The sequence below is a fragment of the Pseudomonas sp. YL2 genome (assembly GCF_023063025.1).
Taxonomy (GTDB): Bacteria; Pseudomonadota; Gammaproteobacteria; order Pseudomonadales; family Pseudomonadaceae; genus Aquipseudomonas; species Aquipseudomonas putida_A.
On sequence record NZ_JAJSLU010000023.1, the window covers coordinates 81,549 to 100,751 of the forward strand.

37 protein-coding genes and 2 tRNA genes are annotated in these 19,203 nt (G+C 59.1%); 21 read left to right on the top strand and 18 right to left on the bottom strand.

Annotated elements, in window-relative coordinates:
• Position 1 precedes the first annotated feature (1 nt).
• The 16 genes from LVD08_RS25515 to LVD08_RS25590 form a co-directional block, all read right to left on the bottom strand.
• Positions 2-523 (bottom strand): hypothetical protein, encoded by a 522-nt coding sequence (locus LVD08_RS25515; protein WP_247269553.1) that lies wholly within the window; start codon positions 521-523, stop codon positions 2-4.
• A gap of 8 nt (positions 524-531) precedes the next feature.
• Positions 532-720, bottom strand: coding sequence for a hypothetical protein (locus tag LVD08_RS25520; RefSeq protein ID WP_247269554.1), 189 nt, complete (start codon positions 718-720; stop codon positions 532-534).
• 51 nt (positions 721-771) lie between these two features.
• Positions 772-1,089 (bottom strand): hypothetical protein, encoded by a 318-nt coding sequence (locus LVD08_RS25525; RefSeq protein ID WP_121183970.1) that lies wholly within the window; start codon positions 1,087-1,089, stop codon positions 772-774.
• Positions 1,089-1,460: a chemotaxis protein gene (locus tag LVD08_RS25530; protein ID WP_247269555.1), complete on the bottom strand. Its 372-nt coding sequence runs from the start codon at positions 1,458-1,460 to the stop codon at positions 1,089-1,091. The genes LVD08_RS25525 and LVD08_RS25530 overlap by 1 nt, the downstream gene beginning before the upstream one ends.
• 306 nt (positions 1,461-1,766) lie before the next feature.
• A tRNA-Asn gene (locus LVD08_RS25535) sits at positions 1,767-1,842 on the bottom strand.
• Positions 1,843-1,848: 6 nt separating this feature from the next.
• Positions 1,849-1,921: transfer RNA gene (locus LVD08_RS25540), tRNA-Thr, on the bottom strand.
• Between the two features lie 121 nt (positions 1,922-2,042).
• On the bottom strand, positions 2,043-2,738 hold the full coding sequence (locus LVD08_RS25545; RefSeq protein WP_247269556.1) for a hypothetical protein: 696 nt from the start codon (positions 2,736-2,738) through the stop codon (positions 2,043-2,045).
• Complete coding sequence (locus LVD08_RS25550; RefSeq protein ID WP_247269557.1) at positions 2,735-3,346, bottom strand: recombination protein NinG; 612 nt, start codon at positions 3,344-3,346, stop codon at positions 2,735-2,737. Before LVD08_RS25550 ends, LVD08_RS25545 begins: the two co-directional genes overlap by 4 nt.
• Positions 3,346-3,744 (bottom strand): recombination protein NinB, encoded by a 399-nt coding sequence (locus LVD08_RS25555; protein WP_121183962.1) that lies wholly within the window; start codon positions 3,742-3,744, stop codon positions 3,346-3,348. The genes LVD08_RS25550 and LVD08_RS25555 overlap by 1 nt, the downstream gene beginning before the upstream one ends.
• Positions 3,741-4,217: a hypothetical protein gene (locus LVD08_RS25560; RefSeq protein ID WP_247269558.1), complete on the bottom strand. Its 477-nt coding sequence runs from the start codon at positions 4,215-4,217 to the stop codon at positions 3,741-3,743. The genes LVD08_RS25555 and LVD08_RS25560 overlap by 4 nt, the downstream gene beginning before the upstream one ends.
• 192 nt (positions 4,218-4,409) lie before the next feature.
• Positions 4,410-5,216 (bottom strand): ATP-binding protein, encoded by an 807-nt coding sequence (locus LVD08_RS25565; RefSeq protein WP_247269559.1) that lies wholly within the window; start codon positions 5,214-5,216, stop codon positions 4,410-4,412.
• Positions 5,206-5,988 (bottom strand): Pyocin large subunit-like protein, encoded by a 783-nt coding sequence (locus LVD08_RS25570; protein WP_247269560.1) that lies wholly within the window; start codon positions 5,986-5,988, stop codon positions 5,206-5,208. Before LVD08_RS25570 ends, LVD08_RS25565 begins: the two co-directional genes overlap by 11 nt.
• The gene (locus LVD08_RS25575) at positions 5,988-6,749 is read right to left on the bottom strand and encodes a phage antirepressor KilAC domain-containing protein (protein ID WP_247269561.1); all 762 of its coding nucleotides are present in this window, start codon (positions 6,747-6,749) and stop codon (positions 5,988-5,990) included. The genes LVD08_RS25570 and LVD08_RS25575 overlap by 1 nt, the downstream gene beginning before the upstream one ends.
• A 107-nt stretch (positions 6,750-6,856) precedes the next feature.
• A complete protein-coding gene (locus LVD08_RS25580; protein WP_247269562.1) occupies positions 6,857-7,057 on the bottom strand; it encodes a hypothetical protein in 201 nt (66 codons plus the stop codon).
• Between the two features lie 20 nt (positions 7,058-7,077).
• Positions 7,078-7,293 (bottom strand): hypothetical protein, encoded by a 216-nt coding sequence (locus LVD08_RS25585; RefSeq protein WP_064588254.1) that lies wholly within the window; start codon positions 7,291-7,293, stop codon positions 7,078-7,080.
• A 31-nt stretch (positions 7,294-7,324) separates the two neighbouring features.
• Positions 7,325-7,651: a YdaS family helix-turn-helix protein gene (locus LVD08_RS25590; protein ID WP_446739759.1), complete on the bottom strand. Its 327-nt coding sequence runs from the start codon at positions 7,649-7,651 to the stop codon at positions 7,325-7,327.
• Here LVD08_RS25590 and LVD08_RS25595 point away from each other — a divergent pair.
• From LVD08_RS25595 to LVD08_RS25650, 13 genes are all read left to right on the top strand, one after another.
• A complete protein-coding gene (locus LVD08_RS25595; protein ID WP_446739760.1) occupies positions 7,614-8,372 on the top strand; it encodes an XRE family transcriptional regulator in 759 nt (252 codons plus the stop codon). The two genes, LVD08_RS25590 and LVD08_RS25595, sit on opposite strands and share 38 nt — an antisense overlap.
• 16 nt (positions 8,373-8,388) lie before the next feature.
• On the top strand, positions 8,389-8,766 hold the full coding sequence (locus tag LVD08_RS25600; RefSeq protein WP_247269564.1) for a zinc ribbon domain-containing protein: 378 nt from the start codon (positions 8,389-8,391) through the stop codon (positions 8,764-8,766).
• Between the two features lie 457 nt (positions 8,767-9,223).
• Complete coding sequence (locus LVD08_RS25605) at positions 9,224-9,478, top strand: hypothetical protein (RefSeq protein WP_247269565.1); 255 nt, start codon at positions 9,224-9,226, stop codon at positions 9,476-9,478.
• A gap of 81 nt (positions 9,479-9,559) precedes the next feature.
• Positions 9,560-9,913 (top strand): hypothetical protein, encoded by a 354-nt coding sequence (locus tag LVD08_RS25610; RefSeq protein WP_247269566.1) that lies wholly within the window; start codon positions 9,560-9,562, stop codon positions 9,911-9,913.
• A gap of 483 nt (positions 9,914-10,396) precedes the next feature.
• Positions 10,397-10,633, top strand: a complete 237-nt coding sequence (locus LVD08_RS25615; protein WP_247269567.1) for a hypothetical protein — start codon at positions 10,397-10,399, stop codon at positions 10,631-10,633.
• Positions 10,630-10,863: a hypothetical protein gene (locus LVD08_RS25620; protein ID WP_097090013.1), complete on the top strand. Its 234-nt coding sequence runs from the start codon at positions 10,630-10,632 to the stop codon at positions 10,861-10,863. Before LVD08_RS25615 ends, LVD08_RS25620 begins: the two co-directional genes overlap by 4 nt.
• Positions 10,860-11,054: a hypothetical protein gene (locus LVD08_RS25625; RefSeq protein ID WP_103486236.1), complete on the top strand. Its 195-nt coding sequence runs from the start codon at positions 10,860-10,862 to the stop codon at positions 11,052-11,054. The genes LVD08_RS25620 and LVD08_RS25625 overlap by 4 nt, the downstream gene beginning before the upstream one ends.
• Entirely contained in the window at positions 11,051-11,176 is a 126-nt protein-coding gene (locus LVD08_RS28080) for a hypothetical protein (protein ID WP_256616944.1), read from the top strand. The genes LVD08_RS25625 and LVD08_RS28080 overlap by 4 nt, the downstream gene beginning before the upstream one ends.
• 168 nt (positions 11,177-11,344) lie before the next feature.
• Positions 11,345-12,151, top strand: coding sequence for a phage recombination protein Bet (gene bet / locus LVD08_RS25630; protein WP_247269568.1), 807 nt, complete (start codon positions 11,345-11,347; stop codon positions 12,149-12,151).
• Complete coding sequence (locus tag LVD08_RS25635; protein WP_247269569.1) at positions 12,148-13,770, top strand: YqaJ viral recombinase family protein; 1,623 nt, start codon at positions 12,148-12,150, stop codon at positions 13,768-13,770. The genes bet and LVD08_RS25635 overlap by 4 nt, the downstream gene beginning before the upstream one ends.
• Entirely contained in the window at positions 13,767-14,009 is a 243-nt protein-coding gene (locus LVD08_RS25640; RefSeq protein WP_247269570.1) for a hypothetical protein, read from the top strand. Before LVD08_RS25635 ends, LVD08_RS25640 begins: the two co-directional genes overlap by 4 nt.
• On the top strand, positions 14,006-14,470 hold the full coding sequence (locus tag LVD08_RS25645; RefSeq protein WP_247269571.1) for a hypothetical protein: 465 nt from the start codon (positions 14,006-14,008) through the stop codon (positions 14,468-14,470). The genes LVD08_RS25640 and LVD08_RS25645 overlap by 4 nt, the downstream gene beginning before the upstream one ends.
• Positions 14,471-14,551: 81 nt before the next feature.
• Entirely contained in the window at positions 14,552-14,929 is a 378-nt protein-coding gene (locus LVD08_RS25650; protein WP_247269572.1) for a hypothetical protein, read from the top strand.
• Here LVD08_RS25650 and LVD08_RS25655 read toward each other — a convergent pair.
• The gene (locus tag LVD08_RS25655; protein ID WP_247269573.1) at positions 14,926-15,138 is read right to left on the bottom strand and encodes a hypothetical protein; all 213 of its coding nucleotides are present in this window, start codon (positions 15,136-15,138) and stop codon (positions 14,926-14,928) included. The genes LVD08_RS25650 and LVD08_RS25655 overlap by 4 nt on opposite strands.
• Positions 15,139-15,237: 99 nt before the next feature.
• On the opposite strand from LVD08_RS25655, the gene LVD08_RS25660 reads away from it, so the two are divergent.
• A complete protein-coding gene (locus LVD08_RS25660) occupies positions 15,238-16,101 on the top strand; it encodes a hypothetical protein (RefSeq protein ID WP_247269574.1) in 864 nt (287 codons plus the stop codon).
• A 16-nt stretch (positions 16,102-16,117) separates the two neighbouring features.
• On the opposite strand, the gene LVD08_RS25665 is transcribed toward LVD08_RS25660, so the two are convergent.
• Positions 16,118-16,396 carry a hypothetical protein gene (locus tag LVD08_RS25665; RefSeq protein ID WP_247269575.1) on the bottom strand — a complete coding sequence of 93 codons (279 nt, stop codon included), beginning with the start codon at positions 16,394-16,396 and terminating at the stop codon, positions 16,118-16,120.
• Positions 16,397-16,440: 44 nt separating this feature from the next.
• Here LVD08_RS25665 and LVD08_RS25670 point away from each other — a divergent pair, with 44 nt between their 5' ends.
• The 7 genes from LVD08_RS25670 to LVD08_RS25700 all read left to right on the top strand — a co-directional run bounded on the left by LVD08_RS25670 (position 16,441) and on the right by LVD08_RS25700 (position 19,141).
• The gene (locus tag LVD08_RS25670; RefSeq protein ID WP_247269576.1) at positions 16,441-17,040 is read left to right on the top strand and encodes a hypothetical protein; all 600 of its coding nucleotides are present in this window, start codon (positions 16,441-16,443) and stop codon (positions 17,038-17,040) included.
• Positions 17,037-17,351 carry a DUF4406 domain-containing protein gene (locus LVD08_RS25675; RefSeq protein ID WP_247269577.1) on the top strand — a complete coding sequence of 105 codons (315 nt, stop codon included), beginning with the start codon at positions 17,037-17,039 and terminating at the stop codon, positions 17,349-17,351. The genes LVD08_RS25670 and LVD08_RS25675 overlap by 4 nt, the downstream gene beginning before the upstream one ends.
• Positions 17,348-17,605: a hypothetical protein gene (locus tag LVD08_RS25680; RefSeq protein ID WP_247269578.1), complete on the top strand. Its 258-nt coding sequence runs from the start codon at positions 17,348-17,350 to the stop codon at positions 17,603-17,605. Before LVD08_RS25675 ends, LVD08_RS25680 begins: the two co-directional genes overlap by 4 nt.
• Positions 17,606-17,663: 58 nt before the next feature.
• Complete coding sequence (locus tag LVD08_RS25685; protein WP_247269579.1) at positions 17,664-17,987, top strand: hypothetical protein; 324 nt, start codon at positions 17,664-17,666, stop codon at positions 17,985-17,987.
• A complete protein-coding gene (locus LVD08_RS25690; RefSeq protein WP_247269580.1) occupies positions 17,984-18,466 on the top strand; it encodes a hypothetical protein in 483 nt (160 codons plus the stop codon). The genes LVD08_RS25685 and LVD08_RS25690 overlap by 4 nt, the downstream gene beginning before the upstream one ends.
• The gene (locus LVD08_RS25695) at positions 18,463-18,837 is read left to right on the top strand and encodes a hypothetical protein (protein WP_247269581.1); all 375 of its coding nucleotides are present in this window, start codon (positions 18,463-18,465) and stop codon (positions 18,835-18,837) included. The genes LVD08_RS25690 and LVD08_RS25695 overlap by 4 nt, the downstream gene beginning before the upstream one ends.
• 61 nt (positions 18,838-18,898) lie before the next feature.
• On the top strand, positions 18,899-19,141 hold the full coding sequence (locus LVD08_RS25700; protein ID WP_247269582.1) for a hypothetical protein: 243 nt from the start codon (positions 18,899-18,901) through the stop codon (positions 19,139-19,141).
• The last annotated feature ends 62 nt before the right edge of the window (positions 19,142-19,203 follow it).

The following is a 19,203-nucleotide window of genomic DNA, read 5'->3' on the forward strand; positions in this document are numbered from 1 at the left end:
GTCAGGCGTCCTTCGATAGTTCGTCCATCATCGCGGCCAGGGTGTCGACTGTCTTGTCACCCTCTTCCGTATCGAGATTGAATGCTTGGCGCTCGCCCTTGATCACCTTGAGCTGAGCGTCTACGCCCGCGTTGAGTGACCGAGCGAAGTCGCCGTGGTTTTCTTCAGTGACCGTGACGCTGGAGAGGAAGGCGCTGAGCTTGCTCGCAATGCCACGCCACTGCGCCAAGACGGATCGGTGAGCAAGCACGACAGCCGCAGCCTGATCGGATGCTTCCTCGATAATTTCGGCATCAGTGACCAGTCTCTTCTGGTCACCATCCGTGGTCACCGCTCTGGTCACCTTGTCCTTTACGGCGGATCTGACCTTGCTCGTCAGGTCACGCTGCCAGCCTTCCTTCTCCGCGCGCTTCATGATCGTGTTGTGCGCCACTCCATGCTCTGACGCTATGGCGCGCAGGGAAAGCAGACCAGCCCGGTAGGCTCGTTCGATCGCCTCCCAGTCGGGTTGCTTGGTTGTCATGGGGAATCCTATTCGGTGACCTTCTGAAGCCACTCTTCAATGATGCGCTGCACTACCGGCTCAGTGAGGATGGAGGATGGCTGCTTGCCGTCGATCACTGACTGGACCAGTGCACGCGGAATGACATGGGCGCCGTCACTGGCCACCACCATCAGGTGCGGGCGCTGGTCGGCGATGTCATGGATTTCTGCCGTCATACTCACTCCGTGTCGCGACACAATTTGATGATTCGCGAAACGTTTCGCGACTTACTGGCTCACTCGATCAACCGCTTCAAGCGCCTTGTCCGCCGCCTGCGTGGCAGTGGTTGCAGCCTTCGACGCCTTCTCGGCAGCCGTTCCAGTCTTGCGGGTCAATTCGTCCAGGCGCTGATCCCGCTCATTCATGGCGGTGGCGTACGCGCTGCGGATCTCCTCGACCTGCTTCGCCTGCTTCTCGGCAAGCGACCAGTAACAGGCCTGATAACCCAGCACCGTGCCGCCGGCGACCAGCACAATGGCGATCGCCCAAACTTCTGCCCGACGCCACCAGCGGCGAGCAATGAATTCCATTGCGCATCTGTCCATCACACAGCACCTCCGAGCTTGTTCCGCAGGCGGGTGATCTCGTCGCTCTGCAGGGTCACTCGCTCCGTGAGCTGGGCGACCTGACTGGTCAGCGCTTCAATCTTCCCTTCCATGCGGCCAACCGAGGCGGCCAGGTCGTTGCGCTCTTTCGCGAACTGATCGGCGCGGACCTCCGCTTCCTTCCGGGCGGTGCGTTCCGAATCGAGCAGTTCATTGAGGCGGCGGACGGTGCCGATATCGGCGTTGTCCATTGCCCGGTCAGCGGCATCCTTCGAGAGGAATTTCCGCAACCACAGCAGCCCGCCGAGTATCACCGTGGCACTACCGCCCAGCCAGGTAGCTGTGCCTGGGCCGAGGTCAGTAGGATCCATCGTCGCTCCATGAATAATTGGCCCGCTACACTCCCAGCTCGGAGCTATGGGTGTGGGAGCCGAAAACGAAAAAGCCCCTGCAAGTGCAGAGGCCCTGAATAGGTGCGCTCGTCTTTCCGAGCTGTCTGCCAAAGGCCTTCTCAACGTCGACGCCCCTATGCATCGATCTCGCTGATCAAGTCTCGCGCCACCCCGAAGCAAGTTTGAGGTCAGGGTGCACGGGCTGCCGGCGTTGATTCCGTACGTCGCACTATCCGGCTATCGACGTCCAGGCCTTCCCGAGGGCTGTCCTGGCTACAGTGTTGCTGGCTGGCATGGGAGGACTCGAACCTCCGACCGGGCGGTTAACAGCCGCCTGCTCTACCGACTGAGCTACATGCCAATGCGGTGCCGCCACGAGGATTCGAACCCCGGGCCATTCGCTTACAAGGCGACTGCTCTACCACTGGAGCTATGGCGGCGAATTTCAGGCAATAAAAAACCCGGCACGGTGGCCGGGTTTCGGTTTTCACTCCTCGATACGCGCAGGAATGACAGGATGGGATTAATTTCGCTCATCCGCTCACTGATGTCAACAGGCAATCACGCAGCCTGTTCAATCAGCAAACCTTCCGCCTCCAGAATGTCGGCAGCGTGCGCCAGAGCCTCGTCGACCAAGACGTCAGCAGCCTTGCCGATATCCTGCCGCCAACGGCGTCGAGTCGATTCCGGCGTCCCGTCGTTGTCCCAGGTGTTCATGTCGTAGAAGCTGTCCTTCAGCACGATCATGTCGGCCGATCGCGATTCGTCCCTCTTCGCCTTGGCTTGGCCTGCTGCCAGCGCAGCCTTCACCACTGCTTCGCGGCGCCATTCCGGCGCATCGAGCGGGATCTCGACGGATACGGACGTGGCCACCTTCGGCCGCGCACCCTTCAACTGCGGGATAGCCCAGGCAGTGGTCGCCTTGAACAGGAACAGCTTCGGGGCCGGGGTGTTGATGAGGGTCTGCAACGCTGAGATCGCTTGCACCTTGCGTCCCTTGTGGGTGCTGTACTTCGCCACAAGCGCATCCCAGTGCTTCGGTTCGAGCGCACTGTGCAGCCGGGCAGACACCCAGCAGTCCACCTGCGTGCGGTCGATGGTGTCGGCGCCACGGGAACGGACCAGTGTTGCCAGATCGCCGCCCTCCTCTTCGTCGGCAGAGTTGTACAGCTTCTGCCATGCCTGTTTGCTGGTGTTGTCGATGGCCTCAGCCGCGAGGGCGGAGACAACTGCGTTCAGAACGCCTGGATAGATCATGCTACAGCCCTCTTCAGTTCGCGGGTCTTGGCTCGGTATTCGGCCTTGATGGTTTTGATTTCTTCGACAGTAAGCTTCTGGGGCTGATGAGGCCCTTCGATCCAGGCCACCTTGTCGGCGCCGATGCGCTGCACCAACCGGATGCGGTACTCGACCGCGTTGCCGGACAGGTTGCGGTTGCACTTCACGCACTGGCGGTGGATGTTCATCGGCTCGAAGCGAAGCTCCGGACAGGCACCGACGGATCGGTAATGGCCGGCGTCCCATCGGCTGCCGGTCATGAGGTCGTTGTCGTTCGGCATTGAGTCGCAGCTGATGCACGGCAGGTGCGCATCGCGTAGGCGGACGTACTCGTTCACCGCCGCCTGGGCTTCGCGCAGGTGGTCAGCCCTAGTCTTCAGTTTCTCTTTGCGGACCTTGATCTCGCGGCGATCGCGCTGAGCAATTGCCTTCTTCGCCTTCTGCTCGTTCCGTGGCGCGTCCTTCAGCGCGCAGGCTGGACTGCACACTGCCTGACCCAAACGCTGAGGGACGAATGAGGCCCCGCAGGAGGCAACGCGGCATTTCTTCGGCTTGGGCGCCTTCTTTTCCTTGATGGCAGTCCGCATCAGTAGCGCCCTCCCCACTTGTCTTGCTCAGTCCAGCGCACGCCATGCTCGGCGCCGAAGGCATGCATCAGCTCGAACAGATCGCTGAACCACTTCTGCGACTGCTTGCGGGTCGATACAGCCATCACGACGAAGCCGCCGTCGAGACCTGGCTCCGCGCGCTGCTTCTCCAGCGAGGCACTGAAAAGGCACTTCCAGTCTTCACTGGTCAGCTTCTTGCCGTGCCAGATCACTTGCTCGGATACGTCCTTGAGCATTGCCCACATTTTCCGATTGCAGACGTCAGGGCGCTTCTCGTCCTTGATGACCACGATCTTGGGTTTGGTGAAGTCGGTGGCGTGCAGAACACCCATGAGGCGGCTGATATCGCGCTGGCTACGGATTGCGAACTCGGTCATGCCGCAACCTCCGTCGCCATAGCTTTCGTGTATTTCTCCACCAGGTGGGAGCGTGAGACGAACGCATCGACGACGAACCCTCCGAGATCGATGGCGAGCGGATCACCGCTGCCCTGGCCGCGCGGCACGTAATATTTGCGATCCTCGCGGCCTTGAACCGGGTCAATTACGAAGTACCCCTCGTCGGTCACCTCGATCAAGATCTGGTGATTGCCAGCCTCGATATTGAGCGACGGCGCCGTGCATAGATAAACGCCCTCGTCCGCCAGTGGCGGGTTGTCAACACTGAAAAACGCCGTGTATTTGATCCCGAGGTATTCGAGCATTTCGCGCATAGTCAAGTCGCCCTCACGGTAGGACTTGTGCAGCTCATTGATGACCTCAGCAGCAGGTCGACCGGCAAGCATCGCGAGGCACGTTGAAACGCAACTCACCGGGCAAGGTTGCATTTGGCGAACAATCAACGGGTTCATGGCCGCTTTCTCCTTGAGTCTTCACGCATAGGCTCGGTTACAGCTTTCTCGACGGTCCAGCCATACCGAGCGATTCGGCTTTGCGCGACCTTGGGCGGAATCCCGAAGTGCTTAGCCAGCTCAAAGACGGTTCCTCGAACACCTCGGACGATGTGACACTGCTCGCGCATGCTCCACAGTTTTACGGCCATGTCAGAAGCCCTCCTTGCCGCGCTGAGACTCCCACTCGAACGGGAGAACGATCACGCCGCCCTCACGCAAGCGATCCACGCAGCGATCACCGATGGCTTCCGGGAGCGCCTTGGCGCTTAAGTTTGAAACGATGATCGTCGGTCGCATCTCCTCGTAACGACCGTTGATGATTGCGAACAGGGTCGTCAGCTCAAAGTCGCTCGGCTTCTCCTTGCTCACGCCAATCTCGTCCAGGATGAGCAGCGAGGGGCTGATCAGGCTCGACAGGATCTGACTTTCAGTCTGTTCGGTGGCGCGGTCGTACGAAGCACGGATCGACTGCAGCACGGCGCCGATGGTGCGGTACACCGCCGTGGCAGATGACTTGGCCATGATCTCGTTGGCGATCGCCACGGAAAGGTGCGTTTTGCCAGTGCCAGGCTTGCCAAGCAGCAACAGGCAGCGCCCCGTGGCTGCGATCTGCGGAAACTCGGCGGCGTACCGGCGGCACGTGTTGAGCGCCTTGCGCTGCTCCGTGGTGGTCGCGATGTATCCGTCGAGCGTCTTGCTGGCGAAGCGCTTTGGGATCAGCGCGGCGCCGAGCTTCCGCTCCATGGCCATGCGCAGCTCCATCGCCTTGTTCGCCAGCTCAGCGGCCTCGGTCTTCTCGCGAGCGAGACGCCCACACTCAGGGCAACCACTCTTCAGCTCCTTGCCCAACAGTGCAAATACCTTCTGGTCGTAGGCGCCGTGGGTTTCGCAGTCGGCCGGCTGGATGCGGGTTCCTGGTGGGAGTTCTGGTGTCGATTGGACTGGCTCAGAGAGCATAGCTGCCGTCCTCCCGCTGGATCAGTCCGGCCTGGTAATCGCGTTCAGCGAAGCCGGTGTGACGGGATTGCGGGAACGGATGCACGTTGCTGGCACGCTTGTCCGGGAAGATCCCGGTCCAGCCGTTGGAGATCGAAGTGGCGAGCACCTGATCCGGCGCGGCGTGACCCAGCAAAGCTTTGGCCTGCTGCTCGCAGCTTTTGGCGGTCAGCGGCTTGCGGATTTCCTTGCGGTGCTGGCACCAATCGGCCCAAGCCTTTTCCGAGACGTTCTCGGGCTTGGCAGTGAGCGGATCGAACTTGCCAGTCTTCGCCGGTGCGCCAGCACCTTGCTTTTGATCTTGCTCTTTCTTCTCTTCTCTTCTCTTCTCTTCTCTGGTCCGCATTTTGTCCGCATCGCTTGCGGACACATTGCGGACAGAGTTGTTTTTGCGGTCGTTACGCTTGCGCTCGCTGTCGTTGGCGCGGCGCTTTGCACTGGCGCCGTTGTGCTCGTCAAAGCGAGGCATTACAAGGCTTCCGTCGTCCTGCACGGACGCCCACTCCACCTCAATCATGGCTTCGGTAAAGCCGGGCCAGCCCACTACAGCGTCCATCGCGTCGACGCTGTAACCGTGCAGTACACCGTCATCGGAGTGGGTGTCGAAGATGCTCCAAGCGATGTGCAGTCCGCCGATGATCCGCAGTCTGTCCGCTTTCAATGCGGACACCATGCGGAAAACTTTCGGATGTGTCTGAAGGTCGATTCGCATTTTGATCCAGTCCCCGGCCATTACACGGCCTCCCTCAGTTGGTATTGCGCCCACAGACCGGCAATCCAGTTGACGCCCTTGGGAGTGAATTTGGATTGGTTGTAGGCGTGACCGCTGTCAGTGGTGCCTGCCTTTACCTCAAAGCGGCCAGCGTCGATGTGAGGCTGGTAGGCCTGCCACTCGCCGCCCATGCGGTACATGATCTTTTTGTCGAGCAGGAACTCGCGGAATCGCGACTCGTTGGCCTTGAGCAGCTTCGCCACCTGGCGAAAGCCCTTGAGGCCGGTTGATTCGACGTAGCGCTCGACGAAGGCAATCTTCGGCGCGGCCTCAATCAGGGCCTGATTGGCCGCTTGCTGAAGTTCGAACTGCTCAGCCCACGCTCGGGCAGCCGCTGCAGGATTGGAAAAGTCTGGAAGTGTGGCGATAACCCGAGGACCTTCCAGCTCCTTGAGTTTCTGGAGAACGGAACGGCGCACGGCTTTCGATTCGCGCATCCCTACCAGCATGCATTGGTCGAGAGTCAGCCCGTAAGTCGCCACCTGGTTACCGTGCAGAGGGGTGTAATATTTTTGCACCCCCTCCAGATCGTCGCCCAACTCGTCCTCAACCCGGGAAAGGAAATGGTCATTGCGGACCCTTGGCTCGCCTGCCTGCTGTCGCGCTTCGTTGATCATGTCGCGGAGGGCGATGGTTGAAACAATGCGCGACACGTTTTCACCGTTGCCAAATTGTGTCGCGACACTGGCCGGGGTATTGATCGTTTGAATGGATTGGTGCATGATTTGCTCCAGTTGTTACTGCTGTTGAAAAAGCCACCCTCGTCCGGTGGTTTTTTTATGCCTGTCGAAAAGCGGGCCCTTGTTCAGGCCATCTGTGAGGCCCTCACCTATGCGGTAGAGGACCTCTTGAGTCCCACCAGTGTCAGGACTGGTGCTTTGTGCCTGCCAACGAAGACCGTTGCTCCCGAGGTGATCGCCTCGAGAAGGATCTCGTTTACCGCCTCTTCAAACGTCCACCCTCTTGCCTCCATGAGTTGGTGAACTTTGGCGCGGGTCTCTGGCGGCACGTTTTCTTCTGTGAACTGCATTCGTGCCCTCCTGAGGGCCTCTAGCCCGCGATATTCTTGAGGTCCTTGAGGTCCTCGGGCATGAGCGCTTCGATTGCGCCATTGACTGCGGCCCACTCCAACATCTCGAACAGATACGTCGCGTACTCCCGGCGGCTTTTGTCGGCGGCGCGCTGCAGCTGTCGATCGAGCAATGGATACAGACGGATCTTCCTGGCGATGTCTCGGCGCTGGTTGAGGGGGTCTTTGAAGCCCATACGGGGATTGCTCCTTGGTGGTTGAAAATGGTTATGCGGCTTTACTGGATTCGTCGGGGTACAGGTCGGGGCGCAAGTCATGGCGGGATACGCCGGTTGCCTGCTCGACGGGAATTACACGCTCGGCCGGAACCCGGCCGGTGGCGCACCAGCGCTGTACGTTTTGTGGCGTACAGCCAAGGACGCGAGCGAGGGCCGACTGGCCGCCTGCTGCCTTAGCTGCACGCTCTGCTGCGTTCTGTTCCATAGCGTCCTCGTTAAACTGGTAGTTACAACGCAAAGTTACAGCTTTTAAATCATGACTACAAGTGAGAATTGCAATGCTGGCTACAAGTTCGAGTTGTATTCTCGCGACCATGACTACTACCTCTTCCCGAATCGCTGCGGCCCGCGAGGCTGCTGGGCTGAATCAGTCCGAGCTGGCGCGCAAGCTCGATGTGAGCCCGCAATCCGTCCAAGCCTGGGAGTCCGGGCGAACGGTCCCGAGAAATCCAAAGATCAAAATGCTGAGCGACGTGCTTGGGGTTTCGGTTGCATACCTAATGGGCGAGGCCGGGCCGCTCGAAAGCCAGAGCCGGACTGCCGACACTTCATTGAGCTCAATCGAAACTTGGGATGACGAAACGCCTCTCGGTGACGATGAGGTCTACGTCCCCTTCCTCAAAGAAGTCGAGCTGGCTGCGGGCACTGGGCGATTCGCGATAGAAGAAAGCGATAGCGCAAGACTTCGCTTCTTCAAGAAGGATCTACGCAATAACGGCGTCCAGTTCAGCAACGCCAAGTGCGTGATGGTGAGCGGCAACAGCATGATGCCGGTGTTGCGTGATGGCGCCACAGTTGGTGTCAATATGGGCAAAAACTCGCTTGGCGATATCGTCGACGGTGAGATGTACGCGGTGAACCATAACGGTCAGCTTCGTGTGAAGCAGGTTTACCGTACTCCCACGGGCATCAAGTTGCGCAGCTTCAACCACGACGAACACCCGGACGAGAACTACACCTTCCAGCAGATCCAGGAGCAACAGATATCGATTCTTGGACATGTTTTTTGGTGGGCGATGTACTCTCGCGCGAATTGAATTCAGAGGCTTCAACATGGACGAAGCGGTAAAGGCATGCCCCTATTGTGCAGAAACGATCAAAGCCGAGGCGATCAAGTGCAAGCACTGCGGCACCAGTTTGCTCACTGGAACGGTTAGCGGTGAACCGGTAAAGCCGGCCCGCAAGCCGATCTGGCCGTGGCTCATCTTGGTGCCGCTAGTTTTGTTCGGATTACTTCTTGTGATTGGTGCCCTCTCTGGACCAGCCACCGATAAAGACCGAGACCGCTTGGCAATCGACCTGTGCTGGAAAGACTACGACGATCCCCTGGCATCCGTGCAAACGAAGACTTTCGTGCGCGGCGCATGCAGAGGCATGGTCGACAAATTTGAAGCGAAGCACGGCAGATCCGCAACGCTGCGCAGAGACTAAACGCCGCACATATCAAATGAGCCCGCCAAGCGCGGGCTTTTTTACGCCTGCAGAAAATTCACCCCATGCACAACTGCAAAAATAATTACAACTCTTGCTTGCACATTACAATTTTCAGTTGTAGATTTGCCTCAACGCCAAAGCAAGAAGGCGCCAGGGCCTCAAGAGACCCGCCGCTCTTTAACAGTCAGGAATCTTCGCGGATCGATCCCCGGAAACGGGCATAGCGCGAAACACAAACTTCGATCCCCATGCAGGCTCTGGAACCTGCCGGACTCCCCATATGGGAGGACGCCAAACCATGCAAGCCAGCCGGCGAAGAACACCGAACACGAAATGTGTGACGCCGGCCAGGTGGGGAAACCGCGGCGCCGCGCATGGGGCGGACAGCAACACGGAATTTTTCACTGATGCACCTGGTGACGGGTGCATTGGGAAAACAACCGGAGCAATCGAAATGCCGAAATTCATCCTCGACTACATCCGGCTTTGCCGGGAATGCAGCCTTGATCGCCGCACCGTCGGCAACATGCGCTCCATCGTGATTCCTGCGCTGCAGAGTCGCGCCGCCGAGCTTCGCTGTGCGGTCGGCCTTATTCCAGAGGGTTGCGTAGAGCTGGAGCATGACGCCGAACTGCTGGAGTCGGCGATCCGTGCAGGCCTTCAGCGCTGCGCACCACAACCAGCACAGCGAGAACTTTTCGCCGCATGACGATTTCACTGGCTGGCCTTGGCGACAGGGCCAGACGGGAAATCAACCGACAAGTCAGACTTGACTGTTCGAGGTGAGTAGATGGAAAGCAACAGCGAATTGAGCGCAGCCGACAGGATACTGGCGAGAGTCGGAAAAGGGCCGAGTCTTGAAGAGGCCCTGAAGGAAAGCGCAGCGGCAGCCAAGGCGCCTTCTCAGATCAGTCAGATGCTCGGCAAGGGTGCGCCAGTACAGCAGCGCTACACGAAAGCGCGTCGCCGCAAGGAGCGTCGGGAAATCTCGGAAAAGGCTCTGCGTGAAGGCATAAAGCGCATCAAGGAGGTACGCCGTACCGCGCCAAAGGAATGGGAGCGTGCCTACAACAGCGCTATCAGCCAGATCGAAATTCTTCTGGATGAAATCCTCGCCAAACAATGGGCGCCGGCTGAGTTGTAAACCCAAAGTTTACAACTGCCCGATCCTCTCTATGAGAGCGCATCGGATGTAGCTCGGCCTTCTGTTGTGATAGCAGGGTGGCCACCTTGTCCCGAGCCAGAGGGGTTTTCATTCCCCGGCGTAGACGGACAACATTCGGAAGGATTCGAGCTACATCCGATGCGGACGAAACTGCGGCCTATAACCGCCCACCTGCATCAACGCGCAGAGCCGATCTGCGAAGCCAGTTTGGTAGCGCTGGCCGGTATCTCCACACCTGCCTTGCCGGGTATCGGCAGCAAGGAAAGGCATCCCTGCTGTAACAGGGCTCTCAATCACCCGCTTGCAGTGAGCCAAAGCAAGCCGACTTGCCGCCGTAAGCGGCTTCCACTTTCACCCGACACCACCCGAATGCACTCCCCTCCGCGCCCAACGGCAACCAGCGGAGCGGATGAGTGCATCCGAGTTTTGTTGGATCAACACCCCGCCACCACGGAGGCGACCATGGCAACCAGCTATGCAGACAGTGCGCAGGCCCGAGAGTGGGACAGGCGCTACGACGATTGGGGGCGCCCGAAAGCGCCAAGGCCTGAAGACTTCCACGACTATGAGGCCGCGGCGCTGAAGCGCACTCAGTTGCAGCAGCAGGCCGCGGCGCAAGAGCTGATCGGCCGCAAGGCCCGAGCCAAGCGCGTCGCAGCAGCTGTCGTCGCCTACGGAGAATTCTGGGGGTTGAAATGAACATCCAGCAGCGTGACCACCAGACAGCGATCACCTGGATCGAGGGCGAGATCAACAACATGATTCGCGACCTCGGCCAACCCAACGCCAGCGCTGCGGCGACTTCCTGCATCACGTTGGCGTTCATGCTTCGAGCCATCGACGACGCAGAGCATCGCCACTACCGCGCTCGCATCGACCAGATTTACGCCTCCTACAACGCTTCAGTCACGCAAGGAGCTGCAGCATGACCACGCCAATCGTGACAACGCTTGTTGATGAACAACTGGCCGATATCGAACGCAAGATCGCGATCCTCGGTTTCGGCCTCCCCTTCAATGAAGTCATCGGCCGCAAGCGCGAGGACTTGGTCGACAACCTCCCGCAGCGTCTGTCGGTGACCATGAAAGGCGGACGCATCGCCGTGAGGGCCAGGCCATGAAAATCATGTTTTGGGTTCTCGCCGGCGGCTTGCTGATCGTGATGGCCAGCTACAACGTGGCGCGCGATTCCTCCAGCACCTGCCAGCCGCCGCAATCGACCACCTACAAGGTGTTCCAGTGACCAGCCGCCAATGGGCGCGCCGCGTACTGATTTGGCGCGGCTCGTTCTCCTCCCTCGGCGTTTTCACCTTTCTGATGCTGCTCAGCGCCCTCGCCGATCGCATCACTCAATAAACAAAGCATTCAATCGCTGCGCATGTCGCGGCAAGGATTTCCCGTGAGCGCAGTAATGAAGCAGGAAGACCAATTGCCTGCGATGTCTGAGGCGGCACTTGTTGAGGTGCTGAGCAACAGCCTCTACCCAGGCGCAGAAAAGAACTCGGTGGTGATGGTGCTGGCTTACTGCCAGGCCGCGCATCTGGACCCAATGCTGAAGCCTGTGCACATCGTGCCGATCTGGAACACCAAAGCGAAAAAGATGCAGGACACGGTAATGCCCGGCATTGGTCTTTATCGCATCCAGGCCGCGCGCACTGGCCAGTACGCAGGTATCAGCGATCCTGAATACGGACCACCAATTACTGCAAAGCTGGGCGGCGTGGACGTCACCTATCCAGAGTGGTGCCGGGTGACCGTCAAACGCCAAATGTCGAACGGCCTCGTTGCCGAGTTCACAGCGAACGAACGCTGGCTTGAAAACTACGCCACGGCCAGCAAGGACACCGCGGCCCCGAACTCGATGTGGAAGCGACGAGCGTTTGCACAGCTCGCCAAGTGCGCCGAGGCTCAAGCCTTGCGCAAGGCCTTCCCCGAGGTTGGATCGGCGCCGACTGCTGACGAGATGGAAGGAAAAATCTTCGATGAGGCGCCGCGTGATGTGAGTCCGCAACGGCAGCCAGAACCTGAGCCAGAAGCCCTTCCACCCTACCCCGATGATCTTCTTACGGAAAACATCGAAAAGTGGCGGCCGCTCATCGACGCAGGCAGAACCAATCCGGAACACATCATCCTCAACGTCAGCAGCAAATATTCACTGCGCGACGACCAAATCGAAACCATCCATAACCTCAAAGCCATCGACGGAGACACAGCATGAAAATTCACAACATAGCTCAAGGCTCCGCCGAGTGGCACGCACTCCGCGCCCAGCACTTCACCGCCTCGGAGGCGCCCGCGATGATGGGCGCTTCAAAGTACCAGACCCGCACCGACCTGCTGACCATGAAGAAAACCGGCATTGCGCCGGAGGTCACCCAGGCTCAGCAGTACATCTTCGACAAAGGTCATGCCACTGAGGCGCTGGCTCGGCCACTGGTTGAAGTGATGATCGGCGAAGAGCTGTACCCGGTTGTAGGTACAGACGGAAACCTGCTCGCTTCCATGGACGGCGCGACGATGCTCGGCGAGACGCTGTTCGAACACAAGCTCTGGAACGAATCGCTGGCTGCCCAGGTGCGGGCCGAAGATCTTGATCCGCACTATTACTGGCAGCTCGAGCAGCAGCTGCTGGTGAGCGGCGCCGAGCGCGTGATTTTCGTTTGTTCCGACGGCACCGCCGAAAACTTCGTGCACATGGAGTACCGTCCTGTTGCCGGCCGCGCCGCGCAGCTGGTCGAAGGCTGGAAACAGTTCGAGGCCGATTTGGCCACCTTCGAAATGGCCGAGGCGCCGTCAATTGTCGTCGGCAAGGCCCCGGACGAGCTGCCAGCGCTGCGGATCGAGCTGACCGGCATGGTTACCGCGAGCAACCTCAAGGTGTTTGAGGAATCGGCGCTAGCGGTCATCGACTCGGTGAAGACCACGCTCGTTACAGACCAGGACTTTGCCGACGCCAAGAAGGCCGTGAAATGGTGCGGCGATGTCGAGCAGGCAGTCGACACTGCGAAGAAGCAGGCGCTATCGCAGACCCAGAGCATCGACGAGCTATTCTCTGCACTGACCCGGATCAGCGCTCACGCCCGGGACACTCGCCTGAAGGTCAACAAACTGGTGCAGGCTCAAGAACTGCTGGTGAAAACCAACATCAAGCAGAAAGCAGAGCAGTCGCTGGCAGAGCACGTCGCTGCGATCAACAAGACGCTGGGCCGGGTCACCCTGCCGGTAGTCGCCGCAGACTTCGCCGGCGTCATGAAGAACAAGCGAACGATCGCCAGCTTGCAGGACGCTGTCGATACTGAGCTGGCCCGCGCGAAAATCGCCGCGAGCCAAGCCGCCGACGCAATTCGCCTGAACCTGGCCAGCTTGGCCGAGCTGGCGGCCGATTACGCTTTCCTGTTCAACGATATTCAGCAACTGGTGATGAAGGCGAACGACGATCTGGTCACGCTGATCAAATTGCGGATATCGGAACACCAGAAGGCGGAGGAGCAGAAAGCCGAAGCGCAGCGCGAGCAGATCCGTCAGCAGGAGTTGAAGCGCATCGAGTATGAAGCGAAAGCCAAGGCGCCGGTCGAACAGGCTCCAATTGCCAGCCCGGCACCGGTTAAAGCCGCCGCGCCGGTTCAGTCTGCGTTGAAGCCAGCGACCACAACCGCGGCGCCGGTGAACCTGCAGGCTGAAGTGTTCGATCTGGAATCGCTGATCAAAGCTGTCGCCTACGGCCAAGCCCCTATTTCGGTGCTGACCGTAGACTGGGAAGCGCTCGACGCGATGGTCGCAGCCCAGGGCGCCAAGTTCAGCATGGCCGGCGTCAAGCTGGTCAAGGTGGCGGCATGATCAGCAACCACCTCAATCTGGTTGAGCAGCACCGGCCGGACGCTGAGGCGATCTCTGAACGAATCGCCCAGTACCTGGCCGCTGGCGGGCGGATCGATCAACTGAAAAGCCCGCCACGCAACCCGCTGCCACCGCCCCGCTCCAACAAAATAGACCCTGAAACGGTCCTCAAGCGGCGACCGAAGCCGATATCGGCTGCCGACCGCAAAGCGCTGCGCAAAATGGCGGACTCGCCATGAAGTCGAAACGCAAACCCAACAACGGTTTCGCCCGGGCCGAACGCAGTTGCCGGGCGCTGCTGCGCACCAACCACGTCGCGGTGGTGAACATCGACCCCAGCGGAAGCCAGATCATGGCGAACTGGAAGAGTTGCCGGCAGATCCGCAGTCTGGCGATCGCCAACGCGATATTCGACTTCTCCTACCGCTGGACGATCTACATCGGTGCCATGTGTCGTGACGAGCGCGGCGCCGAGTACATCAAGTCGGTGGAGATCTCGCCGGAAGGCATCTACAAGGTCGAGCGCCTGACCGATTCCATCGAGCATTACTACCTGGAGCTGCGCAACAGCGCGAACCCAAACCATCTGGTGGCGTCAGGCTGGATCGCGATTCCGGACGAGGTTTCGATGGATGAAGCCCAAGCCGCGAAGCTGTTCTACGCCGCCGGCGCTTGGCATCAGGTGAAGGTCGCAGCGTGAAACGAACCATCAACCGGGCGGCCACGCGCCGCCGACAGACCTGGCTGGACTTGCCGGCCAGCGGAATTGAAGAGGTAGGCCATGGCCGAAGAACAGGAACTGACGGTGGAAGAGCCGCAGCTGACAGCGGAAGCCATCAAGCAGCGCAGGAAGCGCGAGAAGGCAGCAGCGAAGGACGCTGCATTGGGCGTCGAGAAGTTTACTGTTGAGGTCGCCGGGGTGTTCAAGCCTGACCTCAAGCGGGTCATGGCCGCCCATGGCTTCAACAACCAGCAGGAGGTGTATCAGAACCTGCTGCGCAACCTGATCGCCGCCGACTTCGAAACACAGGCGTGGATGCTTCGGAGTGTCACGACACCTTACGAACCTAGCGAAAAGGTGTCGCGAGCATTTTACGACAAGAGCATGGCCGAACTAAAAGCCGACCCAGGCGACGAGGTAGTGCCCCCTACGCCTTAACGCTTCACTTTGTGGCGGTTATTCGCTTGGAAGTCTTGAACGTCACCTATCGCTTTGGTTGCTTCGTTCTGTAGATCCCAAAACTTTTCGTAGACAGCATCGTCACCTAGTTCGGGGTTGTCAGCTACAAAATCGTCGACAGCTTTGTTACGCGCATCCACTTCATCCCAAAGCTTTCGGTTTTGCTCGTAATACTCACGCAGATTCATTCAATTCTCCTTGATCCGGCTCCATGCCGGGCCGAACACAAATACCCCACTTCTACGAATCACGCCAGCCGGCGAGGCAATCGGCTGTCTGGAGCAATTATGAATCCCTACCTGATCACCGGCCCGGCCCAGATCGGCATCAGCGGTGGTCGCACCAGCGGGCACATGGTCCACAAGATCCTCGAAGCACACGGCGGCACTCTCCCGCCTGATGTGCACCTGTTCTTCCAAAACACCGGCAAGGAGCGCGAGGAAACACTGGTCTTCATCGATCAGATCGCCAGGCGCTGGAACGTGAACATCGTCTGGATGGAGTGGTGCCGCGTGTACGGCCAACCCGACGACGCGCCCTGGTACAAGCTGGTGGACTTCGAGACGGCCAGCCGCAACGGCGAGCCGTTCACCATGATGCTCGAGTACTACGCCGCTTACCGGAAAGCAGAAAAGAACCTACCACCGGTGCTGCCGAATTTCTCGAACAACATGTGCACAGCGTACTTGAAGATAAAAATCGGCGAAAAACACATGCGGGCTCTGGGTTACGACGAGTGGGACTGTGTGATCGGCATCCGCAAGGACGAAGCAGGACGCTACCACCGAATGATGGCCGCAAATGCAAAAGGCGGCACGCGATGGGACAACGTCTGCCCTTCCTACACCGCGGGCATCACAAAGGAAGACGTCGCCGAATTCTGGCAGAAACAAGACTTTGATCTGGGCATGGACTCTGACCTCGGCAACTGCGACCTGTGCTGGAAGAAAGGTGAAGACAAGCTCTTTAAGGCAATCCAGGCGGAGCCCGAGCGCGTGATCTTCTGGTCGGGGGCCGAAGAAAAGTTTAACCAGGTTTTCCGGATGGACCGTCCGAATTACGCCCACCTGGCCTGGTACGCGGAAAACTACAAAGGCCAGATGGATGCGTTTGGCTACTCCGAAGACATCGATTGCTTCTGTGGCGATTGAGCAGCTGTTTGAGGATTCACGCGTAAATCGCTGTTGATGTCGTGATTTTTGGAACTGGCTCAGCAACTCGATTAACAGCCAGCCACTGCCGCGTTTTCTGCACATCAAACTTCTGACCTTTGTTTTTCATGGTCACGAACAAAGTGTCAGCAACGCGATAACGCCCACAGCCATCCGCACAGTTTCTCTCGTGGAAGTCGCCGATAGGTTGAACAGTTTCGGCATCCGCACCGCAAATTAAGCAGGTCATTTTGCATCCTCCTTGTGAATGACCATTCAACTGTAGCTGATCCATTCCCACCCTCCACCGCCCGGGCATGCCCCGGCATAGGACGCCCCATGCTCACAGAAAACAAACCGGCCGAACTGCAGATTGAGCGCTCGACTGTGACGAAGCTGGTGATCACCGGTGCGCCGAACCTCGACCCGATCACAGTGTTCCTCGAAGACCTGGCGCCACGGAAAGGCAAGATCACGATCAGCTGCTACGACAAGAGCTGGCACGCCTACTGGGGTGGGATGTGGGACGGTCTCACCATCGCTCAGTTCTTCTGCCGACTCGATGAGCACTACATCATCGGCTATTTTTCGCCAAGCCTCGGTTCCATGAGGTTCTCCAATGACGCTCTGCTTACTCTGGCAAAGAAGTCGGTCATTGACCGGCGCCGGATGCGAAAAGGGTATTGGGAGTTTGGTGACAGCCTAGATCAGGAAGATGCCCGCGACCTCTTCGACCAGATCGACGACCTTCGCGGAGTTGAGTCAATTTCGGTAGGGCACCGGCAGGATGAACTTCTTACCGACTTGTTCGGCCCTGAGTGGTGGCATCTGGTTGACGCGAAAGCCGTCGAGCCCAATCCCGATTGGCACTACCTGTGCCGCATCATCGCAGCGGCTCAACAGGCTCTGGGCCAGGAACAGCAGCAGGAGGCCGCATGAAGCGTATCTACCTCAGCGGTCCCATGACCAACATGCTGAACCTGAATTTCCCGCTGTTCCATTCCACGGCTGCCACCCTGCGCGCCGCTGGGTACAGCGTCATCAACCCCGCCGAGCTCAACCCAGACCCGGGCACCTGGAGCGAATGCATGCGCCGTGACATCGCAGCGCTGATGGAATGCGACACCGTAGCCACCCTGCCCGGCTGGCAGGATTCCCGCGGCGCCAGTCTCGAAGTTCATATCGGCAAGGAGCTCGGCATGAAGGTCGTGAATGCCCATGATTTGGTATCGATGGAGATTGCAGGATGAGCGAAGTAAAACGGTACTCGGCAGCCCTGACGCATGCCGAAACGTCGCCGATGTACGAAGCACCGGACGGCGAATGGGTTGTGGCTATGGACTTCGACAGAGTCACCGCAGAGCGTGACGCCCTGCAGCAGCGTCTGACCGCAGCGGATCAGCGGATTGATGAGCTGGAACGAGGTGTGGAAGCGCCGCTCGATCCACCTCAGCCCTTCACCGAGCAGTTCCTCGAAGACCACCTCGGCAAACTCCCGCAGTAACCACTGACTCCCTCCCCCTTAAAAGTCAGCCGCTATAGCGGCAAGGACGAGCTCGCCCATGGAAACGTTAAAACTGATTCAGCCGGTGCCGGTTGTGCGCGATGAAAACGGCATGTTCTGGCACCCGCAAATGCCGCAATTTGATGAAGGTGATGGCGAGAAGTGCAAGAAGTGGCTCGCCGAGCAGCACTTGGTCGTGAAGATGACAAGTATTGAGGATGCGCCTGACGAGATATCGGAGCGCTACTTCGACTCCCACGATCCGGATTGCAGCTATTGGGAGCCGGATCGTCCAGATGGTGAAGGCTGGTTCTGCCTGTCGATCCACGACACCGACGATGGCCCGGTCTGCTGGTGGGCACGCCGCGAGGTGACGCCATGAAAGTCACCGACGAAGAAATCCTGCAAGCCATCTGGCGCGCTCAGGTGAAGAAAACTGCAAATGGCGTCATCACCAATTACGTCGGCGGCGGCAAAGCACTAAGCGGTAGCGGTAGCGGTAGCGGTAGCGGTAGCGGTAGCCAACGGTACGCCCAAGGACTGCACATGATCAGCCGTCGAGCGTGGGGCGTGCCGCTGAGCTATGCGCAGTTGCGGCGCCGCACGCTCGCGCTGATCAAAGGCAGCTCGATTCCTTGGCGCACCGACTTCAACGGCTCGATCATCTGGATCGACGACCAGCGCGCGAAGGATGTGTTCGAGTTTGCTCGCCAGTGGTGGCGCGATAAGGGCGTACCTGAAGGCTTTGACGAACAGCGCAAGCGCATGCGCACCGTTCAAGTAGATGAATTCGGAGAGAAGGTCGAAGAGCTCGAGGCTGAACTCTTGAAGCGATTCGGCAACCTGGAGGTGACGCCATGACCAAGCGCGCGATTCACCTTTACCCGTGGGACGGCGGCACCGAGGCTGATCAGGATCCGCCAGAGCACGTCTATTGCGGCACCGACGGCGACATGGCCGACGAGCAGCTCACCAATGACTGGCGGTATGTCACCTGCAAGCGCTGCCTCAAGATCCACGAAAAAGAACTGGCCGCACGAGCAGCGGACGACCGAGACCAGAAGGTCAAGCTGTTCGACGAGGCCCAGGCCATCACCATCACGCTGGGTCACCGCAACATCTCGACAGCCATCAAGGCTTTGATCAGGGAGCGCGACCAGCTAAAGGCCGAGCGCGACAACCTGCGCGAAGACCGCGACGGCCTACTCGAAGCAGGAGCGCACCTACTATGATCTTGATACCAATAGCCGCCCCGCTCTACATGGCCTACCTGATCTACAGGGGGCCGTGGCGATGACTGATGCGACCAAATACGGGAAGGAGCTGTGGCTGCTTCTCGCTCCAACATTCAATCAAGCGACAGCGCTCGATGGCTTTGGCAATCATCCGGAAAAAGCGCAGGCCTTCGCAGGATTCATCGCAGCCGCGTGCGGCGGAATGATGGCCGAGACTGGCTATGAATCCACCATGGCTGTACTCGCGGCGATCGCGCAGCAAGTCGAGAGCATCAAGGCTGACTCAGAAGTAAAGCACTGACCTGCAGCCTCACTCCCTCCCCCAACTCAACAGCCTGCCGGTGTACGGCGGGCGAGGTATTC

Coding starts and splice junctions, on each gene's coding strand:
- LVD08_RS25515 (WP_247269553.1), bottom strand. CDS start 523: ATGACAACCAAGCAACCCGACTGGGAGGCGATCGAACGAGCCTACCGG.
- LVD08_RS25520 (WP_247269554.1), bottom strand. CDS start 720: ATGACGGCAGAAATCCATGACATCGCCGACCAGCGCCCGCACCTGATG.
- LVD08_RS25525 (WP_121183970.1), bottom strand. CDS start 1,089: ATGGACAGATGCGCAATGGAATTCATTGCTCGCCGCTGGTGGCGTCGG.
- LVD08_RS25530 (WP_247269555.1), bottom strand. CDS start 1,460: ATGGATCCTACTGACCTCGGCCCAGGCACAGCTACCTGGCTGGGCGGT.
- LVD08_RS25545 (WP_247269556.1), bottom strand. CDS start 2,738: ATGATCTATCCAGGCGTTCTGAACGCAGTTGTCTCCGCCCTCGCGGCT.
- LVD08_RS25550 (WP_247269557.1), bottom strand. CDS start 3,346: ATGCGGACTGCCATCAAGGAAAAGAAGGCGCCCAAGCCGAAGAAATGC.
- LVD08_RS25555 (WP_121183962.1), bottom strand. CDS start 3,744: ATGACCGAGTTCGCAATCCGTAGCCAGCGCGATATCAGCCGCCTCATG.
- LVD08_RS25560 (WP_247269558.1), bottom strand. CDS start 4,217: ATGAACCCGTTGATTGTTCGCCAAATGCAACCTTGCCCGGTGAGTTGC.
- LVD08_RS25565 (WP_247269559.1), bottom strand. CDS start 5,216: ATGCTCTCTGAGCCAGTCCAATCGACACCAGAACTCCCACCAGGAACC.
- LVD08_RS25570 (WP_247269560.1), bottom strand. CDS start 5,988: ATGGCCGGGGACTGGATCAAAATGCGAATCGACCTTCAGACACATCCG.
- LVD08_RS25575 (WP_247269561.1), bottom strand. CDS start 6,749: ATGCACCAATCCATTCAAACGATCAATACCCCGGCCAGTGTCGCGACA.
- LVD08_RS25580 (WP_247269562.1), bottom strand. CDS start 7,057: ATGCAGTTCACAGAAGAAAACGTGCCGCCAGAGACCCGCGCCAAAGTT.
- LVD08_RS25585 (WP_064588254.1), bottom strand. CDS start 7,293: ATGGGCTTCAAAGACCCCCTCAACCAGCGCCGAGACATCGCCAGGAAG.
- LVD08_RS25595 (WP_446739760.1), top strand. CDS start 7,614: ATGCTGGCTACAAGTTCGAGTTGTATTCTCGCGACCATGACTACTACC.
- LVD08_RS25590 (WP_446739759.1), bottom strand. CDS start 7,651: ATGGTCGCGAGAATACAACTCGAACTTGTAGCCAGCATTGCAATTCTC.
- LVD08_RS25600 (WP_247269564.1), top strand. CDS start 8,389: ATGGACGAAGCGGTAAAGGCATGCCCCTATTGTGCAGAAACGATCAAA.
- LVD08_RS25605 (WP_247269565.1), top strand. CDS start 9,224: ATGCCGAAATTCATCCTCGACTACATCCGGCTTTGCCGGGAATGCAGC.
- LVD08_RS25610 (WP_247269566.1), top strand. CDS start 9,560: ATGGAAAGCAACAGCGAATTGAGCGCAGCCGACAGGATACTGGCGAGA.
- LVD08_RS25615 (WP_247269567.1), top strand. CDS start 10,397: ATGGCAACCAGCTATGCAGACAGTGCGCAGGCCCGAGAGTGGGACAGG.
- LVD08_RS25620 (WP_097090013.1), top strand. CDS start 10,630: ATGAACATCCAGCAGCGTGACCACCAGACAGCGATCACCTGGATCGAG.
- LVD08_RS25625 (WP_103486236.1), top strand. CDS start 10,860: ATGACCACGCCAATCGTGACAACGCTTGTTGATGAACAACTGGCCGAT.
- LVD08_RS28080 (WP_256616944.1), top strand. CDS start 11,051: ATGAAAATCATGTTTTGGGTTCTCGCCGGCGGCTTGCTGATCGTGATG.
- bet (WP_247269568.1), top strand. CDS start 11,345: ATGAAGCAGGAAGACCAATTGCCTGCGATGTCTGAGGCGGCACTTGTT.
- LVD08_RS25635 (WP_247269569.1), top strand. CDS start 12,148: ATGAAAATTCACAACATAGCTCAAGGCTCCGCCGAGTGGCACGCACTC.
- LVD08_RS25640 (WP_247269570.1), top strand. CDS start 13,767: ATGATCAGCAACCACCTCAATCTGGTTGAGCAGCACCGGCCGGACGCT.
- LVD08_RS25645 (WP_247269571.1), top strand. CDS start 14,006: ATGAAGTCGAAACGCAAACCCAACAACGGTTTCGCCCGGGCCGAACGC.
- LVD08_RS25650 (WP_247269572.1), top strand. CDS start 14,552: ATGGCCGAAGAACAGGAACTGACGGTGGAAGAGCCGCAGCTGACAGCG.
- LVD08_RS25655 (WP_247269573.1), bottom strand. CDS start 15,138: ATGAATCTGCGTGAGTATTACGAGCAAAACCGAAAGCTTTGGGATGAA.
- LVD08_RS25660 (WP_247269574.1), top strand. CDS start 15,238: ATGAATCCCTACCTGATCACCGGCCCGGCCCAGATCGGCATCAGCGGT.
- LVD08_RS25665 (WP_247269575.1), bottom strand. CDS start 16,396: ATGGATCAGCTACAGTTGAATGGTCATTCACAAGGAGGATGCAAAATG.
- LVD08_RS25670 (WP_247269576.1), top strand. CDS start 16,441: ATGCTCACAGAAAACAAACCGGCCGAACTGCAGATTGAGCGCTCGACT.
- LVD08_RS25675 (WP_247269577.1), top strand. CDS start 17,037: ATGAAGCGTATCTACCTCAGCGGTCCCATGACCAACATGCTGAACCTG.
- LVD08_RS25680 (WP_247269578.1), top strand. CDS start 17,348: ATGAGCGAAGTAAAACGGTACTCGGCAGCCCTGACGCATGCCGAAACG.
- LVD08_RS25685 (WP_247269579.1), top strand. CDS start 17,664: ATGGAAACGTTAAAACTGATTCAGCCGGTGCCGGTTGTGCGCGATGAA.
- LVD08_RS25690 (WP_247269580.1), top strand. CDS start 17,984: ATGAAAGTCACCGACGAAGAAATCCTGCAAGCCATCTGGCGCGCTCAG.
- LVD08_RS25695 (WP_247269581.1), top strand. CDS start 18,463: ATGACCAAGCGCGCGATTCACCTTTACCCGTGGGACGGCGGCACCGAG.
- LVD08_RS25700 (WP_247269582.1), top strand. CDS start 18,899: ATGACTGATGCGACCAAATACGGGAAGGAGCTGTGGCTGCTTCTCGCT.